The sequence below is a fragment of the Mesorhizobium sp. BR1-1-6 genome (assembly GCF_020165355.1).
GTDB lineage: Bacteria > Pseudomonadota > Alphaproteobacteria > Rhizobiales > Rhizobiaceae > Mesorhizobium.
In genome coordinates this window covers 149,828-166,555 of record NZ_JAIUHZ010000008.1, presented here as the reverse complement: position 1 = coordinate 166,555, position 16,728 = coordinate 149,828, and the positions used below count along the sequence as shown (strand labels likewise).

The following is a 16,728-nucleotide window of genomic DNA, read 5'->3' as shown; positions in this document are numbered from 1 at the left end:
GCCATGATCGACCGACGTGAATTGATGATTGCCCTGGGCGCGACCGGGCTGGTTGCAGCGTGCCAGAGCGGTCCGCCAAAGCCGTCGGTGATCACCGTCAACGTGACCGGCGGGGCCGGCATGAATCCGGGGCCAGGTGGCGGCGACCGGCCGGTGACGGTTCTCGTGATGCGGTTAAAAAGCACCGGCAAATTCAATTCCGCCGACTATTTTGCGCTGCAGGGGGATGCCGGCAGCGCACTCGCAGGAGATCTTATCGGTTCCGACCAGATCGCCGTCGGGCCCGGAAAATCCGCATCCAAGACCATCACTGTCGAGCCGGACGCGACGGCTCTGGGCTTCGTTGCACTGATCCGCGAACCTGGCGGCAGGAACTGGCGGACAACCAAGTCGGTGTCGCCGGGATCAAAGTTCACCATCAATGTCACGTTGGGCAGCGGCGGCATCTCCGCCTAGCAGCCAAGGTAAGGGAGCTCAATGCAGAGAGTAGCGGCATGAGCGATGCAAACAGGGTGCTATGGTCCGAAGGACTTTTCCTGCGAACCCAGCATTTCCAGCAGCAGGATCGTTTCTTCGAGGCGACGGTGCGCGGCGCGTTGCAGGCCGGACAACTGCATACGTTCGGCTTTCGACAGCTGACGCTGGACCAGGCATTGCTGGAATCCGGCCAGGTCGCGATCCTGTCGGCCCGGGGCATCTTCCCGGATGGGACACCTTTTTCCATTCCGGATTGGATGGACGCGCCGCGACCGCTGCCGGTCACCCCCGAGACGGGCGCAGGGCCGGTGCTGGTCGCCTTGCCGCTGGAGCCTCCCGGTGGTGTCGGCTTCGATCCGGCACACGCCGCCGCCTCTGGAGCGCGATATCACGGGCGGATCGTTTCGGTGCGCGACGCTGTCCAGGGCGGTTCGGATCCTGAAGAAATAGAAATCGCCCGTCCGCAGGCGCTGCTGCTTGCACCTGGCAAGTCGGTTGGTGGCTACACCGCCTTGCCGATAGCCGACCTCAACGGAGTTCGAGCCGATGGCGGCGTCTCTCTGGACGAGACCTTCCTGCCACCGGCACTGGTTACCGGCGCGGTGGCCTGGTATCGGCAATTGCTTCTGGAAGTTGTCACCGGCCTCGACCAGATCGCCGAGGCGCATGGCAAGATGGTCATGGGCGGGCCTGGGCGCAGCGTCGAAGATCTGTTGACGCTCAATCTCGCCAATGCGGCGCGTCCGCGTCTGGCTCACATGCTGGCGCAGGATGTCTTCCATCCGGCCGAGCTTTACCTGGAACTCGCCGGGCTCGCCGGTTCGATGGCAACTTACGGATCGAGCGCGCGGCGGCTGGGCGAGTTGCCCGCTTACGATCACATGGCGCCCGGCCCTGCCTATTCGGCGCTGGCGGACGCGCTGCGCTCGCTCATTCTCAGCCTTCGTTACATCGAGCCGAAATCGCGTGCGCTGCCTGTCATGCGGCACTCGACCAATGTCTGGAAAATTCGCATCGACAACCCAAAGCTGCTGGTGGCCAGCCGCATCGTCATCCGGGTCGGCTCGGAGCTGTCGGAGGATGCCCTGCGCAAGATCTTCGTCAATCAGGCGACCGTCGGCTCGGCCGACGAGTTCGAGGGCCTGTGGAAATCGCGCTTGCCGGGCATTCCGCTAAAGCCGCTTCATTCCCAGCCACGCGAAATCCCCTACGACGGCGATCGACTGTGCCTCGAATTGGATCAGAAAAGCGAACACTGGGCCTCGCTGCTCGACGCACCAGGCTTCGTCATCGGTGTTTCGGGCGTGTTGCCAAGCGAGCCGCAGGTGGACTGCTATTCGGTGAACAGGTGAGATCATGAGCCGCGATGATCCTTTCGGACTGTCGGAGGATCGCGAACGCACTCGCATACGATTGAGCGGCGCGCCGATGCCAAGGCCCATGGCGCCACTTTCGCCGGGCGCACTGGTAAAACGCTCTCGCACCCACCCGAACGCGCTTGTCAACGCCTTTGCGCCCTTGCTCGAGTTCGCTCCCGAGCTCGAAAGCGCAATGCCGCCAGACAATCCGGAAGTCTTGCGCACCCGTTTGCTCGAAGAACTGGTTCGGGCACGCGACACGGCTATGTCGACGGGGTCCTCGATGGAGCGAGCCGACCAGGCAGCTTGGGTGGTGGCTGCGTTGCTCGACGATCTGGCCCTGAACACGCCTTGGGGCGGGGCCAGTGCCTGGCCGCGGCAGCCGCTCGTCGTCATGCTGCGCGGCGATGTCGATGCCGGCACGCAATTCTTCACGCGACTCGACGAACTGGAACGACATCCTAACCGGGACCGAGAATTGCTCGAACTGCAGTACCATTGCCTGGCGCTCGGCTTCCGTGGCAAATATCGCGTGCCCGGCCGCTCAGGCGACCGCTCGCTCAATGCGGTTCGCGTGGCGGCGGCCCGCTTCCTGCGCAATGCCGACGCCGAAGGCGCGCCTTTAGCGCCAAACTGGAAAGGTGTCATCGCCTCCGACCAGCCGCAGCGCTTCATCGTGCCGATCTGGGTCATGGCGCTCGGTGCTGCGGTTGCAGCCGCGGCGATCCATATCGGGCTGTCGATGGGACTGAGCAGCCAGGCGGTCGAGCTTTCCGCACTTGTTCGTGCCCTGCCACCGCCTGCCCGCGGCGACATCACCCGCGCGTCGCCCAAAGTCGACGCCCCGCCACCGGAAAAAGTGGATTTTGCGCTGTTGCCGGAATTCCAGGCGGGGGCGCCGGCCGAGCTCAAATCTGCTCTCAGCGGCACGGAGAGCGTTTCACTGGCCAAGCTGATCATCCAGGCCTCCAACCCCGAACTATTCCAGTCATCGCGGCCACAATTGACCGATGGTTTCGAACCCTTGATCGGTTCGATCGCCAAGGTGATCCTCGCCAATCAGGAGCTGATCGGAAACATCACGGTGGTCGGCCATACTGACAGCGTTCCTTTGCAAAAGACCAACCCGCTGTCGACCAACCAGCGACTATCCGAGGCTCGCGCCCGGACGATTGCCGACATGCTGGTTCAAAACGGAGTGCCGCAGGATCGCGTCCATTCGGAGGGCCGGGCTGCCACCGATCCTGTGGCCAGCGACAGCACGCGCGAGGGGCGAGCCTTGAATCGCCGCGTCGAGGTGCTCGTCGAAAAGAGGCTGTGAGATGTTCATCCTGCGCTTCCTCTGGGCGGTCCTGACATCGCGCTGGCTGTGGACGCTGATCGGCCTGACGCTGCTATCCCTGGTTATCTGGATCTTCGGTCCGATCGTCAGGGTTGGTCCCTACGACCCCTTCGCCTCCGAAAATGTGCGCATCGTCATCATCGCGCTGCTGGTCATCTTCTGGCTGGTCTGGCTGATCGTTGCCCAGCGCCGGGCGATCCGCGCCAACCGCATGTTCGTCGCCGAGATTGCCGCGCCAGCGGTGGAAAAGCCGCTCAGCCCAGGCGAAGAGAACGTCGCCGCCGTGGGCGCCAAGTTCGCCGAGGTGATGACCGAACTGAGGCGCCGCAAGCTGGGCGGGCGCAAGTTCCTGCGCGAGATGCCTTGGTATGTGATCGTCGGGCCGCCGGCCACCGGCAAGACCACCGCCTTGCGGCAGTCCGGACTGAATTTTCCGATCGACCTCACAGACGACTTGCAGGGGGTCGGTGGCACGCGCAACTGCGACTGGTTCTTTTCCGAAAACGCGGTTCTAATCGACACCGCCGGCCGCTATGTCCAGCAGGAGAGCCAGCCGGATGTCGACGCGGCCGAATGGCTCGGTTTCCTCGACCTCTTGAAGAAACATCGCGGCCGCCGTGCGCTGAACGGCGTAATCGTCGCGCTTTCGATCGACGTCCTTTCGGAGGGCGACGAGGCCATCAAGGCGCACGGGCGCAAGATCCGCCGCCGGTTGGCCGAGCTCAACGACCGGCTTGAAATCCGCCTGCCGGTCTATCTGATGCTGACCAAGGCCGACCTGATCAAGGGCTTCGAGCCCTTCTTCGGCGGCCTGTCGACCGCCTCGCGCGAACAGGTGTGGGGGACGACGTTCGCGCTGGATGCGCGCGTGGATGGCAAGACCATCGAACGAGAAATCGCGACGCTGGCGACCGAACTCGAGCGGCGCCTGGTGACGCGCCTGGAGGACGAGGACAAACTCGCCGCCCGTGCCGAAATCTTCAGGTTTCCCGCCCAACTGACAAGCTTGTCCGAACCGATTCAGGTGCTGGTCGAAGCCATGTTCGGCGAAAGCCGGTATGAGGAGGCTGCCTGGCTGCGCGGCCTCTACCTGACATCGGCGACGCAGGAAGGGGCGCCTATCGACCGGCTGACCGCCGCGCTGTCTTCCTCCTTCGGTCTTCCACCGCGGCGCGCCCTGCCCGCATCTCGGGTCGAGAAACGCAGCTTCTTCCTGAAGAACCTCCTCACTGAAGTCATCTTCAAGGAAGCAGGCCTCGGTACATTTGACCCACTGGCGCAACGCCGCCGAGCCTGGATCTGGCGCGGCGCCGCTGCCGCATGCGCTGCGGCGGCGTTGCTGGCAGGCGGCCTGTTCACCTGGTCCTATTTTGACAACCGCCATGCGATCTCGGCGCAGGCAGGCCAGTTCGAAGCGCTGCAAACGCCGCTGACCTCCGCTGCCGCAACCCCGGCATCGGTGGAGCGGCCTGCCATGGACGGCGCGCTCGAGGCGATGGACGCGGTCGCAAATGCCCGGACAGCACCGCCGGGCGCTGCCCACGATCTGCTTGGCCCATCGGCCTCGGCGGAACTGGTCAGGGCACAGGCCGACACTTATGACCACGCCCTCCGCAACGTGCTCGAGCCCCGGATGGTGGCCCTGCTCGAGGCGACGATGTGGCGCCAGATCCGCGATCCCGACTTCATGCTCGGTGCGCTCAAGACCTATCGCATGATGACGGGCCTGTCGCAGATGGATCCAGACTACGCCCAGAACTGGTGGGTGAACAGTCTGCCCGAATTCGCGGCCGCGGCGCCATTTCCGACAGCCGACGCCGAAGAGCATCAGCTTGCCGCGATCCGCCGGATGACGGTCGACGAAAGCTATGTCGCGCCGGACCAGGCCCTGGTTGCCGAAGCTCTGAAAACGGTCTGCACGATTTCGTTGCCGGCGCGTGGCTACAAGCAGTTGTTGGCCGATCCGGCAGTGGCCGGGCTGAAGGAGTGGATACCGGCCAATTTCGCCGGCCCAAACGGCGGCAAGGTGTTTGCACGGCGTTCGGGCAAGACACTACGCGTCGGCATTTCGGGCGCTTTCACCTATTCCGGCTTTCACGACGTCATTCTCGACCGCATCGACGATGTCGCCGCCCAGGCGGCGCTCGATCGTGCGGTTTTCGCCGGCGGTTGCTCGGAAAATGCCGAGACATCCGTCTCGGCGCTGTCCGAGGATATTCTGAAGCTCTACTACGACGACTACATCGCGCAATGGGATAGCTTCCTGCGCGACATGAGGCTTGCACCATTGACCGATCTCAATGTCGCCGGCGAAAACCTGAAAGACCTCTCAAGTGCGGATTCAGCGCTGAAGCGGCTGCTTACGGCGGTCGTTCAGGAGACAGAACTGACCCGTTCCGACGAAGCGCCTGCCGACGACAAGGCGGCAGCCAAGGGCGCTTCGAAACTGCTCGGCAAGCTGGGCAAGCTGGGCAAACTGGCGACGTCGGGTGCGAAACTACTTCCCCGCGCCGGATCCGCCAGTGAGGTGGACCTGACCGGCAATCTGGTGGCCGAACATTTCAAACCGCTGAAGAGCACCATCGCAGAGGTCGACGGCCAGCCACCGGCGCTGGATGCTGCCGTTGTCGCACTGACCGCGCTTTCGAACGTCCTGCAAACGGTCACCGCGAACCCCAATCCACAGGACGCCATCAAGAAACAGGGGGGCCTTGCCGAACTGACGGGCGCGGTGGCAAGGCAGGCCCAGATCCTGCCCGATCCCATCAACAGCTGGTTGGGCGGGATAGCCGGCGACACCAGCAATTTGACTCAAAAGGCGGTCACTTCGGAACTCAACGCCATCTGGCGGGCCGACATACTGCCTTTCTGCCAAGCGGCGCTGAACAATCGCTATCCCTTCAGCGAAGCCAGTGCGGTCGACGTCAACGTGCACGATTTCGCCCGCCTGTTCGGGCCGGCCGGGCTGATCGACGGTTTCATCAACGACCACCTGATCAATTATGTCGACACGACCGGCGAGCCTTGGAAGTGGCGCGCCGATTTCGGCCTCGACCCTTCGGCGCTGGCGGCGTTCGAGCAGGCCAGGCACATCCGCGACGATCTTTTCCCCGGGGGTGCCGGACCGGTGATGAGCTTCACGCTCGAACCGAAGGATCTGTCTCCCAACCTCACGCGCGTCACGCTCAATCTCGATGGCCAGAGCCTCGTCTACTACAACAACGCAACGCGGCCGCAACCGATGACCTGGCCCGGCAAGGACGGCACCGGGGTCATTTCGCTCGCCTTCCAGCCGATCGACGGATCGCCCGAAATCATGCTCAACGAGACCGGCAGCTGGGCATGGCTGAGGATGTTGCGCAGCGGCCGATTCACCGGAACCTCGCTTTCGGATGTCTACAGTCTGCGCCTGGGCACGAAAGGCATGTACGCCGATTTCGAGCTCAAGGCCGCCAGCGTCGAAAACCCCTACAACCTCGAAATGTTCAAGAAGTTCACATGTCCCGCGCAGATATGAACGCGCCCGGCTTCTACGGCAAGATCCCGGCGACGGGGGATTTCGTCGCTTGGAACCTGCCGCGGACTTTTATCGACCGCTGGGACCGCTGGATGTCGATGGAATTGCTGGCGCGGCCGGATGAAGGTGAGTTGGACTCGCGTGTCTGGCGCTTTACCATGCAGCCCGGTATTTTTGGTGACCTGCCCTGCGCCGGCGCATGGCGCATGAGCGAGGACCGTGTCGGGCGCCGATACCCCTTTGCCATTGTGCGGCTTGGACCGCCACCGGAGCCTACCGCCAGATGGTTTGACGAAATCGCCGCCTGCCTTAACGGCGCTGTGGAAGGAAACTGGTCAACCACCAAGCTAGCAGAGACGCTGGCCTTGCTGAGAGAGACGAGCACGGGCGACGCTTCCGCCATAACGTTCTGGTGCGATGACTTCGACGTCATCGAGTTTAGCTTCGCTGATATCCACGACCTCGCCGACAACGCCTTGCCGAAGCTGCGCGCCACCAAGCCCGCAATCGAGGATGTCTGACGATGGGCTTTACTGCCTTCGCTGAGAGCATGGGCTTCTTTCATAGGGGAAGTGGTGGCAAGGGCATTGCGCCAGGCGACGTGACATCTGTCTCAGCCCTCTTCCGCCAACGGCGGCGCTCACGCCCCTTCCGGCCTCAACGCCGGCGCATTCCCGCGACCACGGCTGCCGTCCTCAGGCCTGTTTCGGACGCTATCTCGAGCATCGCTGCAGACCCCGGCGCATAGTTTTGTCGCATGCCGTCCGCCGCCAGCATCAACGCCAGCGCACCTGCCGCAGCACCAACCTCGCCGACGGTCATCGCCGGATACGCCGTCGGGGTCAATTCTCGCAGCGTGCGATAGAAGCGCGGGTGCACAACCAGTTGCTCGAGTGCGCGATGACGCTCGCCGTTGGAATTGCTGACGACAAAGGAAATGTCGGATTCCTTCGGCCCGTTGCTCGCAACCGCCGCGCGCAACGCGCTCAGCATGGCACGGCCCTGACTGAAACGGTCGGAGAGGACACTGTCTTCCTCGCGCGCGACGCCGATATTGACGACAGCGGGAGCAACTGCGCCATTACCCTCCGGCGCGCTAGTCAGCCTGACGAAGGCCGCCGCTTCGCCGGGGACCAGACCCTGAGCGCCGTCCGACGACTTCAGGCGCCTGCTTTGCCGCAGTCGGTCCAGGTCGACGTCGTTGAGGAAACTGTCGACCCCGCCCAGGATGATCTGTTCGACACCCGGCCTGCTGAACAAGTCTGACGCGCGTTCAAGCAGGCTGACACTGGCCGCCGCGCCGCCATCCACCGCGATCGACGCCGGATGGAAGCTGCCGCCGCAACCTAGCATCACGGCAGGCAGAAAATCGACAAACGGTACGGTCGCAAAAGCCGGATGGCTGCGAAAGCTCTCAGGCGGCGAAATGACGAGCGCCGTCGCCGCCGCCGCGAACGGCCCCGAACGGAGTGCTTCCATGATGGCCCGAACGGCCATGTTCACCAGCCACTCACCATCGGTTTTGCGCAGTTTCCAGGTCGTCGGTACGCGTGCGGCGATCTGGGTAGCGGGGAATGGCTCGACCACGATTTCATTGAATGCCGACAGGCCAGCGCGAATGGCCGCCAGTGTCTGGCGCGCGTTCAACCCGGCGGCCGTGACCGCGCCCGCGCCCGCGAGGTAGACCGGCGCCTTCACGGTTGCCATAACGGCCGGTCACGCAATGTCCCGTTGCCGCCATAGTGGCTGAAATACTGCTTGCGCTTGCGCTTCGCCGCGAGCAGCGCGGGCGTGACTTGGCCGAAAACGATTGCACGCAGCGCTGGCGCGTTGCGGCGGGTGAGGAGCGCGATGCGCGATTTCAGGGTGATGCGCCAGAGGTCCGGCTCGATGATGGCCGTGTCGGCCACAAACTCGCGCTCCTCGACCCGGTCGGCGAAGAGCAGGCGGATCGGCGCGATGACACGCGGCATCCGGAAATCCCAGCAGCCGGACGGCGTCAGACCGATGAGCCGCACGTCTTCGCCGCCGACGATGCGCGGCAGGTGCTGGTCGGGGGGCGTGCTCATGTGGTGCCGCAGATCGAAATCCTTGGGCGGTAAGGGCCACTGGTTGTCGATCCAGGCCTGGTCGTAGGTGCCCGCATATTGGAGGCGCTGCCGCCAATTCCTGCCAATCGGCCCGAAGCCTGCGGCCCTCGGCCGATCCTGCGGGCCGCGGAACATCTGGTCCGGATAGGTGATGTTGGGCGCATGTGTCCTGACGGACGGGTCGGCCGAGACAGCATGGCGAAAGCCGATGCCGACTGGGTTTTCGGCATCGGCTGCGGCGGTAGTCATGCCGCCAAAGGCGCGTTCATAAATGACCGGCATGGTTCGGAAAGGGTGCGGCTCACTGTAAGCGCCCGCGTCGTAGATGCGGTCCCCGATCACATGTAGCACCTTCTGCAGGCCGTTGACGCGAAAGCCGACCTGCATCTCATGCGCCGGCTTGCCCTTCGGCGAATAGGCGGTGCCGTTGACGACGATCTCGGAAGCCGGCTTTCGCGGGGCGATGTCGGCGTCATAACGGTTTGACGATAGGCCCGGCACGCCACGCGGCACATCTCCGAGGATCACGGGCAACTGAGCCGCCGCAATGTCCAGCCTGGCGTCCCGTTCTGGCGCCTCGAAGCTCGCCGAAAACATTGCGACGAGCACCTCCTGGCCGTCCGCGTCATGCTGGACATGGGTCATGGCGCTGAATGGTGTTCGGTTCTCGACCTCGACATCGAACGACATGGGTCACGTCCAGTTGCCGTTCTCGTCAAGACCGATCGGCCAGTACGGCATACACGTTATCAATTGCACATAATCCTCGTGCTTTTCCTCGACCAGCCATTGCAGCATCGCGACCTGCGGGGGTACGCGATCGGCCGCGGGCAACGAGCGGTTGACCTCGTCGAATTCGAGCCAGTAGTTGCGAAAGAACCAGACGACTTCGGGCGCCGATGCTGGACCGGCCAGACGCTTGTCGAATGCCAGGTCAACCGCCTCGTCGTGGTCATAACCCTCCTCAACCAAAGCCTGTACGTTGCCCTGCCACCAGTTGTCCGCAACCTTGTACGCAACCTCGAAGTTGGCGATGTACTCTGCGTACATTTCCCTGTGCTGCTCGGTCGCTTCGGCAATCGGCTTGGCTTTGCCCTGGTCCGGCACCTGGCCCGCGAGATCGTTGGGCGCGTTCAAAAGCTGCCTTACGCCTTTTTCGATGTTGTGGACGACCTTGAACGCCATGTCAGCAATACTCCCCGCCTGGAGACAGGCCGACCGGAACGAAGACGAGAAAGCTCATGATCTCAAAGAGATCAGGAGCCGCGGTCTTGAGGTCGTTGACCAGCAAATCGACCGGGAGCGCAAAGTCGACGTCATCTGAGTCGTCATCGGACCCCCAATCGCCCTCCTCCGGCGCAGCGTCCGGCTGCTTGTTTGTTTCGTTCTCGCGGTTCAGTTCGAGGATGCGCAGGTAATAGATCCGGACGACCTCAAGCACTCTGGGATGAGCAACGGGACCCATCGGCCATCGTTGTTCGAACGCGTTGAGGGATTTTGCGTCCTGCATTTTTTCAGGACCGCGCCCAGCGCGTTCCCTCCACCAGGTCATCACGGGCGGCACAATCTTGCGGAGATCGGCGACATATTCAGCCTGGAGATCGTCGTATCGCGCGTTCATCGATTGTGCCTCTCATCTCCTGCTCCTGGCTACCTTCGCCTTAACCTTCGAGCCCTGGCTCATGTAGTGCTCTTCACAATGCGGTCGGGCGAACTTCGCCTTGCGCATCATCTCCTTGAATTTTTCCACTCCGAGATGGCAGCCGCCCTTGTCCCATGCCTCGTTCAGCGGGGGCTGGTGGTCGTGGGTGCGATACTCCTTCTTTTCCCATGAGCCGTCCTCATTCTTGGTCCATTGCTTCTTGCTCTTCCTCCTCCCCCTCTTTTCCCGATGGAATGGGGCGGTGCCGGTTGCCCTCTTGCCCTTGCATTCCCAGCAAGGCTTGCCATTGACCGCGTCGCGCTGCTCGGCCGAGCGGCCCGGCCGGCAGGCCTGACTATAGGGTTTGTTCTTCGGGCAAGGCGTGTTGTACAGGTCACCCAACTCGGCCCTGAGCGTCGTTAATGCGCCAAGGGTCGTGCAATTCGGCGGAGTGCACATGGTGTTCTGCAGCACAGGATCGCCGTGCCGGCAAACGCCCTTGCCTTCTACCTTCACCGTGAACGACCACAATGTGAAACTGGCCTTGCCCTTGATCTTGTGCGTCACCACGCCCGCGCCGAGACCTGGCGTCGCCGGTTCATTGCCGGTGGACATCGAGCACTCGGAAACGTTTTCCAGTGCCGTCGGATTGCCGCCATCCGCTTTGACGCTCTTGCTTCCCTTGATCAGGTCCTTGGCGAACGCCATGTTGACATAAGGCACCGGAACCGGCCCCGCGGGTGGCGGGGGCGGCGTCAAGCAGACGTCACCCGGCGCGATCGCCTGGCCGTTGCTGCCCTTGTGGAACCACCCCATGTTTTCCGCGAACACCGTGCAGGGCATGCCTTAGGCCTCGGCTGGCGTGGACGCCTGACGCATGGCAATCAGACCATTGTCGGCGAGGTCGTAGATGTCGGCAAAAGCCAGTTCCCTCACTTCCCAGTCGTCCGTCCAGAAGGCTATGCGTTCCGGCGACGCGCCATAGCCCGGCGGCGGCAGTTCCACGATGCGCTGCTGTAGCCGCGACGGCGGCCAGAAATCGTCGACGCATCCCGCGATCAGCCGCGCCATTTCATCAAACCATCGGTCGGTAGCCTCCGGCGGTGGGCCGAGTCGAACGATCGCAAACGGATAGCGCCGGCCGGCCCTGTCTTCGCTCATGCGCCAGACGCCCGCATTTGGCTGGTCGCCAAAGATGCCCGCACGGACCGAGAAGCGCCATATGCGCGGATTGAGCTCGCCCGTATCGGGCCTGTCACGCAGTTCAATCGACATCCAGCGGTCCCAGCGGTCGGTGAGGACGCGCGGCAAATTCCAGGTGATAAAGTCACCTGTCGAGGGGATCTTGCCGAAAAAACCTGTCGTCATATCTGCGCCGGACAGGAGAACTTCTTGAACATTTGCAAATTGTAGGGGTAGTCGATACTTGACGCCTTGAGCGTCAAGTCCCCGTAATAGCCTACTGCCCCTACCCGCAGGCTGTAGACATCCGCGAGTGATGTCGCGGTGAACCGCGCCGTCCGCAGCATTCGCAGCCACGCCCAACTGCCCGTGTCGCTCACCATCATAACCGGCGAGCCGTCGACGGCCTTGTTGTCGCAAGCGGGCGCTGGTTCGTCATTGCAGCGCATCAGTTCGGTTTTGCACACGATTGCCGTCACCAACCACGTGAGGGCGGAGTCTGCGCTCAACAGATCCTTGAGGTTTTCCCTATGAGCCGAAAGGGCGGTCAACCGGGCCAGCTTGACGTCGGGCAGGAAACTGTCCCACTGCGCGTAATAGAGCTTCAGTATATCTTTCGACAACGCGGCGGCCGAGGTCTTGGCGTTGTCGAAACAGCCGCCGGCAAAGACCGCGTGATCCAGCGCCGCCAAATCCTCGGCTTCCGCAGCGCGCACCAATGGAAAAGAGTCGGTCATGTCCCCCAACACCGCCCAGAGGGCCTATATCATAACAATAATAACAAATTTTTGGCGCGAAAGGTGAATTATTGTTCCAGGAGGTGCCATCACTTGCTCCCCTGCATACCCGAGGAGGACCATCCTCTATGCGCCTGAACGAACAGCTATATTTTTGATCCCAGGCTTTGATGGTGCATCCTTAGTCAAAGGAAGCGCTATGGGCCACATTCTGCCTGGGAGCGCCTCGACGACAGAGGCGGCCTGTCGAGCGATACAGCACGGTCAAGAGAGGCTGAGGGCGCTGCCAAGCGCCACGGGATCAAGCAGAAGACCACCGGCAACGGCGCTACCGAAGGGGCGATGGCGCTGATGGTGGCGGCTGACGTTTTGTGAACGACTATGCCCTGGGGCCGACCGCTGAACTCGCGCGTTGTTCGTTCACATCCAGGCCGGGAACCGGCGCGTCCGGCGCCAATCGATTAGGGGTGTATCCGGATTGGCGAGTGCGGCGCGTATTGCGTCCAGCCGAAGCCTGCGCATCGAATGGAAGGTCTCGTGATTGCTCCCGCCGCGTCCCCCGTCCCACCACGCGGACACGCGATCGGCGACCGGAAGCGGGCTGGCGGTCAGGGATTCAAATTCCTTGCCGAGCGCGGCCGCGTCTGTCGTGAACAGGTCGGTATCATTGAGATCTACCTCGAACAGATCGCGCAACGCCAGCCCGGCGGCGAAGACAAGCTCTGGCTCACGCATCTTGGCGATCAGCCACGGCATGACCGACCGGTCGCCAAAGAGGCCGATTGCCGCTGTCGCAGTGGCGCGCAAGGCAGGCTGCTTCAGACGGTCCTGCAGCCAGCCCTTGCCGGCCTTCAGGGGCGTCGTCAAAAGGCGCATCTCGATCGCTGCAGGCGCGAGGGCCGGCTCTGCCAGTACGATCTGGTCAAGCACCGGGTGAGCCAAGCGCGCTTGACCAAGAAGGCAAGCCGCAAGTGCGGCGATCAGGCGTTCCTTCGACGTGTGGCCGTCGAGTCCGTCCAGCACCGTCAGAAGGACGTCGCGCCGCTTGAGCCCGCCGGCAAGCCGAAATGCACGCCTGCGAATATTCGAGTCCGGATCGCCCAGCAAATCGCCAAGGCGGGTACCGGGATCGACGCGATGATGCCAGAGTGCCGCGAGGCCGAGGCCGCGCAGCCGCGCATCGCGCGCGTCCAGCCATTCCGCCACGAACGAACTCAGATTTTCGCGCGGCGTACGCGCTATCGCGCCGGACAGGCCCGACGCGCCATCCTCGCCCAGCGTTCCCGCGGCGTCGACCACCGAGGTAACTGTTTCGGCCTCGCCCCAATGCAACGCCAGCACGCAGAGCACGAAAAGCTCGCCGGGCTCGGCGTAGTCGGCGAAATGCGCCTGAGCCGCCTCCCAGCCGGCCTTTCCGGAAGCCATTAGCCCTTCGAGATTTGCATTCAGGCGCTGGTCGATACGGCCGATATCGGTTTCGCCCAGGATCGGACCATCGATTTCACGTCGTCGACGGGACCAGAGGAAAGCCGCGTCGCTGGCGTGCTGGTCCACCATGGCAGCGATAGACGCGATCCGCTGCATCGTGAACGCCTCAGTTGAGATGGATGGCTCCGCCACGGATGCGGTTGGTGCCGCTTGCGTGGCTCGTCAGTTGGTTGCCGCGAATTGTGATGCGCCCATCCTTCTCTAGGATAATCGATGCCAGGCCGCAGCGCAGTTCTATCCGTTCTTCTCCGCTGATGACGACACGGTCGCCTTCGCGGACAACTGACAGTTTCCTCTCCTTGTGAGCTGGATCGACGATACGTCCGACGACCAGCGGCCGCATCGGGTCGCCACCTTCAAAAAGCAACGCCAGTTCCGACCCGATCGACGAAGTGTCCAGCTCGGTCAGACTGCGCGCCGCAATTGCTGTCTCACGTGGATTGCCAACGAAGACAACTAGCGGCGCCCCGTCTGCGAAACCAATCAGCAGGCCGATCACGACGCCGTCGATACGATCCAGCACTTGCATGATGATGCCCTCAATTGTTGTGGATGTTGCTTCCTTTGACGACCACGTCGCCACCGGCCTTAATGTTGATCTTGCCACTGCCCTTGATCGTAATGTCCTTGCCGTCGGCAACAATAGTACCGTCCTTTTTCATCGTGATCGACGCGTCGCCGCATTTGAGCGTGATGGAGTCGCCGGCTTCGATCACCAAATTCTTGCCCACCTTGATCAAACTGTCTTCGGCAATCTCGATACCGCTGCCCTTGCCGACCTTGAGGGCATGCGCTCCACCGATGTCAGTGGCATCATCTGCGCCGATCTTGGCTGCTCGTGCCTTGCCTATCTGGGAAGACTGTGCGCCGCCAACAGCGAAACTCTGGTCGGCGCCAACATTGACGCTCTGCGCCGCCGCGATGTCCCAGCTATCCGACGCGCCGATATCGTGGCTCTGCGCCGCGCCGACAGTGACCGACCGTGTAACACCGATGGTGTTCATCTGTGCCCCGCCGACAGAGCGGGTCTCCGCGGCGCCGACGGTGTCGAAACGCGCCGCCTTCACGGTAACGGTCTGGACAATCCCCACGGTCTGAGAATGATTGGCGTCGATGTTCTCCGTCGAGTTCGACACGATATGGATGGCCTCGTTGGCCATGACCGTCAGCGAACGGTTGGCGCCCACCGTTTCGGTATCGTTCGAGCCGATGTTGGTGGTCTGGTCGACGCCGATCTTGACCGTCTTGTTGTTGCCGACGTCCTCGTCGAGGTTGTGGCCGACGGAGTGTTTGGCGTCGTGGTCAATGCGGTCGGACTGATCGTGCTGGACCAGCTTTGTGCGGTCATGCTTGATCAGAAGGTTGTGATCCTTCTGCGCCTGGAAATTGACCAGTTCGGAGCCGGCCTTATCCTCGAACATCAGTTCGTTGTAGCCGCCACCGCCTTTGGAAGAATCCGACTTCCAGCCCGATTGTGTGGCGTTGCCAGGCAGGCCGTAGGGCGGCATCTGCGAGGCATTGTAGACCCGGCCGGTGATGATCGGCAGGTCCGGGTCGCCTTCGATGAAGTCGACGATGACCTCCTGGCCGATGCGCGGTATCTGGATGAACCCCCAGCCACTGCCGGCCCAACTCTGCGACACCCGTACGAAACAGGAACTGTTCTGGTCCTTCTTGCCGACGCGGTCCCAATGAAACTGGACCTTCACCCGCGCATATTTGTCGGTGAATATCTCCTCGCCGGATGGACCGACCACCGTCGCCGTCTGCGGGCCGCGCATGATCGGTCGTGGCGTGGTCCGCGGCGGGCGATAGGGCAAGGCTGTCGGCGCCACACCGAGGACCACTTTGAAACTCTCGCTTTCGACGTCGGCCTGGGCTCTATAGCCGGGGTCAAACAGCCTGTATTCGGCGCTGACCACCAGATATTCCTGGTTCTGGTCTTCGCGCGGAAAACCGTCCAGCTTGAACGTGCAGCCGGAATACAAGCCGCGCACGGTGCCGGCCGCGGCGATGCGCTGGTGCAAGGCCTGGATCTCCTCGCGCCGGATCGAAGCCAAGCTGTCGCCCCGGCTTACTTCGAGATGCGCGCCCGGCTGGCGGTAGTTCTCACCCGCGGACAATTTGTGACTGAACGGCTGGGCCGACTTGGCCATAAGGTCGGCGCCCGGCTTCTTGAAATCATAATCGGTGTGGGCATAGGCGCCTGGGCGCACCGAGCTGCCCGGTATCCATTCGGTGATGTATTCGACGTCGCGCCGGGAGCCCTGACCTTCAAAGTTATAGAGCACTTTCTCGTAGCCCGGCGCAGGCTTCAGCTTGCTCATCGCGTCAGCCAGGACAAGCGTATGCTTGCCGTCATCGTGCTCGAAGAAATAGAAGATACCTTCGTGCTCCAGCAGCCGCTGCACAAAGTCCAGATCGGTCTCGTCGTATTGCACGCAATATTCACGCGCCGGATAGGACCCTTGCAGGCGTAGATCGAATTCGGAGATGCCGTATTTCTTGAAGACATCCTTGACGATGTCGACGACGCTCTTGTTCTGGAAAATATAGCAATCTGTGGTGTTGCCGAGAAACCAGAGCCACGGCCTCATGACGGCCTCGTAGTAGGCTAGCCGGTCCTCCATGCGGGTGAGCCGAAACTCCGACACGATTCCACTGAGCCAGCGCTTTGGATCGGATTCACCTTCGATCGAGACAGGCCCGCCCAGCATCTTCAACGGGTCGATATCGGAGTCTGTGCTCACGAACCCGACCGTGTAGGCAAAGCAACGGCTGATCTCATCGCGTCCGACAAGATGCGTGAAGGTCAGCAAGTCGGAGCCAACCGGTGTGCGGACAACGGTGGCACGTTCATTCGGCATGGGTCGAGCCCCCTCCTGGACGCGGCCG

General features: G+C 62.6%; 15 protein-coding genes. 5 read left to right on the top strand and 10 right to left on the bottom strand.

Features of this window, described 5'->3' with window-relative positions:
• Positions 1-3 precede the first annotated feature (3 nt).
• From tssJ to tagF (LB545_RS17750), 5 genes are read left to right on the top strand one after another with little or no spacing between them, the layout of a single operon-like run.
• Positions 4-456: a type VI secretion system lipoprotein TssJ gene (gene tssJ, locus LB545_RS17770; RefSeq protein WP_140498291.1), complete on the top strand. Its 453-nt coding sequence runs from the start codon at positions 4-6 to the stop codon at positions 454-456.
• Between the two features lie 38 nt (positions 457-494).
• Positions 495-1,829: a type VI secretion system baseplate subunit TssK gene (gene tssK, locus LB545_RS17765; protein WP_140524745.1), complete on the top strand. Its 1,335-nt coding sequence runs from the start codon at positions 495-497 to the stop codon at positions 1,827-1,829.
• A 4-nt stretch (positions 1,830-1,833) separates the two neighbouring features.
• Positions 1,834-3,156 (top strand): type IVB secretion system protein IcmH/DotU, encoded by a 1,323-nt coding sequence (gene icmH / locus LB545_RS17760; RefSeq protein ID WP_140623892.1) that lies wholly within the window; start codon positions 1,834-1,836, stop codon positions 3,154-3,156.
• A gap of 1 nt (position 3,157) precedes the next feature.
• Positions 3,158-6,694 carry a type VI secretion system membrane subunit TssM gene (gene tssM, locus LB545_RS17755; protein ID WP_140632228.1) on the top strand — a complete coding sequence of 1,179 codons (3,537 nt, stop codon included), beginning with the start codon at positions 3,158-3,160 and terminating at the stop codon, positions 6,692-6,694.
• Entirely contained in the window at positions 6,691-7,215 is a 525-nt protein-coding gene (gene tagF, locus LB545_RS17750; RefSeq protein ID WP_181165312.1) for a type VI secretion system-associated protein TagF, read from the top strand. Before tssM ends, tagF (LB545_RS17750) begins: the two co-directional genes overlap by 4 nt.
• A gap of 136 nt (positions 7,216-7,351) precedes the next feature.
• Here tagF (LB545_RS17750) and LB545_RS17745 read toward each other — a convergent pair whose 3' ends face one another.
• The 10 genes from LB545_RS17745 to tssI form a co-directional block, all read right to left on the bottom strand.
• The gene (locus tag LB545_RS17745) at positions 7,352-8,401 is read right to left on the bottom strand and encodes a hypothetical protein (protein WP_224705555.1); all 1,050 of its coding nucleotides are present in this window, start codon (positions 8,399-8,401) and stop codon (positions 7,352-7,354) included.
• The gene (locus LB545_RS17740; RefSeq protein ID WP_140557364.1) at positions 8,389-9,474 is read right to left on the bottom strand and encodes a DUF2169 domain-containing protein; all 1,086 of its coding nucleotides are present in this window, start codon (positions 9,472-9,474) and stop codon (positions 8,389-8,391) included. The genes LB545_RS17745 and LB545_RS17740 overlap by 13 nt, the downstream gene beginning before the upstream one ends.
• Positions 9,475-9,477: 3 nt before the next feature.
• Entirely contained in the window at positions 9,478-9,969 is a 492-nt protein-coding gene (locus LB545_RS17735; RefSeq protein WP_140557363.1) for a hypothetical protein, read from the bottom strand.
• A gap of 1 nt (position 9,970) precedes the next feature.
• Positions 9,971-10,405: a hypothetical protein gene (locus LB545_RS17730; RefSeq protein ID WP_140557361.1), complete on the bottom strand. Its 435-nt coding sequence runs from the start codon at positions 10,403-10,405 to the stop codon at positions 9,971-9,973.
• A 12-nt stretch (positions 10,406-10,417) separates the two neighbouring features.
• The gene (locus LB545_RS17725; RefSeq protein ID WP_210241328.1) at positions 10,418-11,257 is read right to left on the bottom strand and encodes a DUF4150 domain-containing protein; all 840 of its coding nucleotides are present in this window, start codon (positions 11,255-11,257) and stop codon (positions 10,418-10,420) included.
• Between the two features lie 15 nt (positions 11,258-11,272).
• A complete protein-coding gene (gene tagF, locus LB545_RS17720; protein ID WP_140557358.1) occupies positions 11,273-11,794 on the bottom strand; it encodes a type VI secretion system-associated protein TagF in 522 nt (173 codons plus the stop codon).
• Positions 11,791-12,345 (bottom strand): ImcF-related family protein, encoded by a 555-nt coding sequence (locus tag LB545_RS17715; RefSeq protein ID WP_140557356.1) that lies wholly within the window; start codon positions 12,343-12,345, stop codon positions 11,791-11,793. The genes tagF (LB545_RS17720) and LB545_RS17715 overlap by 4 nt, the downstream gene beginning before the upstream one ends.
• 420 nt (positions 12,346-12,765) lie before the next feature.
• Positions 12,766-13,929 (bottom strand): hypothetical protein, encoded by a 1,164-nt coding sequence (locus tag LB545_RS17705; protein ID WP_140623904.1) that lies wholly within the window; start codon positions 13,927-13,929, stop codon positions 12,766-12,768.
• 10 nt (positions 13,930-13,939) lie between these two features.
• Positions 13,940-14,365 (bottom strand): DUF6484 domain-containing protein, encoded by a 426-nt coding sequence (locus LB545_RS17700; RefSeq protein ID WP_140557457.1) that lies wholly within the window; start codon positions 14,363-14,365, stop codon positions 13,940-13,942.
• Positions 14,366-14,372: 7 nt separating this feature from the next.
• The gene (tssI, locus tag LB545_RS17695; RefSeq protein WP_140818516.1) at positions 14,373-16,700 is read right to left on the bottom strand and encodes a type VI secretion system tip protein TssI/VgrG; all 2,328 of its coding nucleotides are present in this window, start codon (positions 16,698-16,700) and stop codon (positions 14,373-14,375) included.
• Between the last annotated feature and the right edge of the window lie 28 nt (positions 16,701-16,728).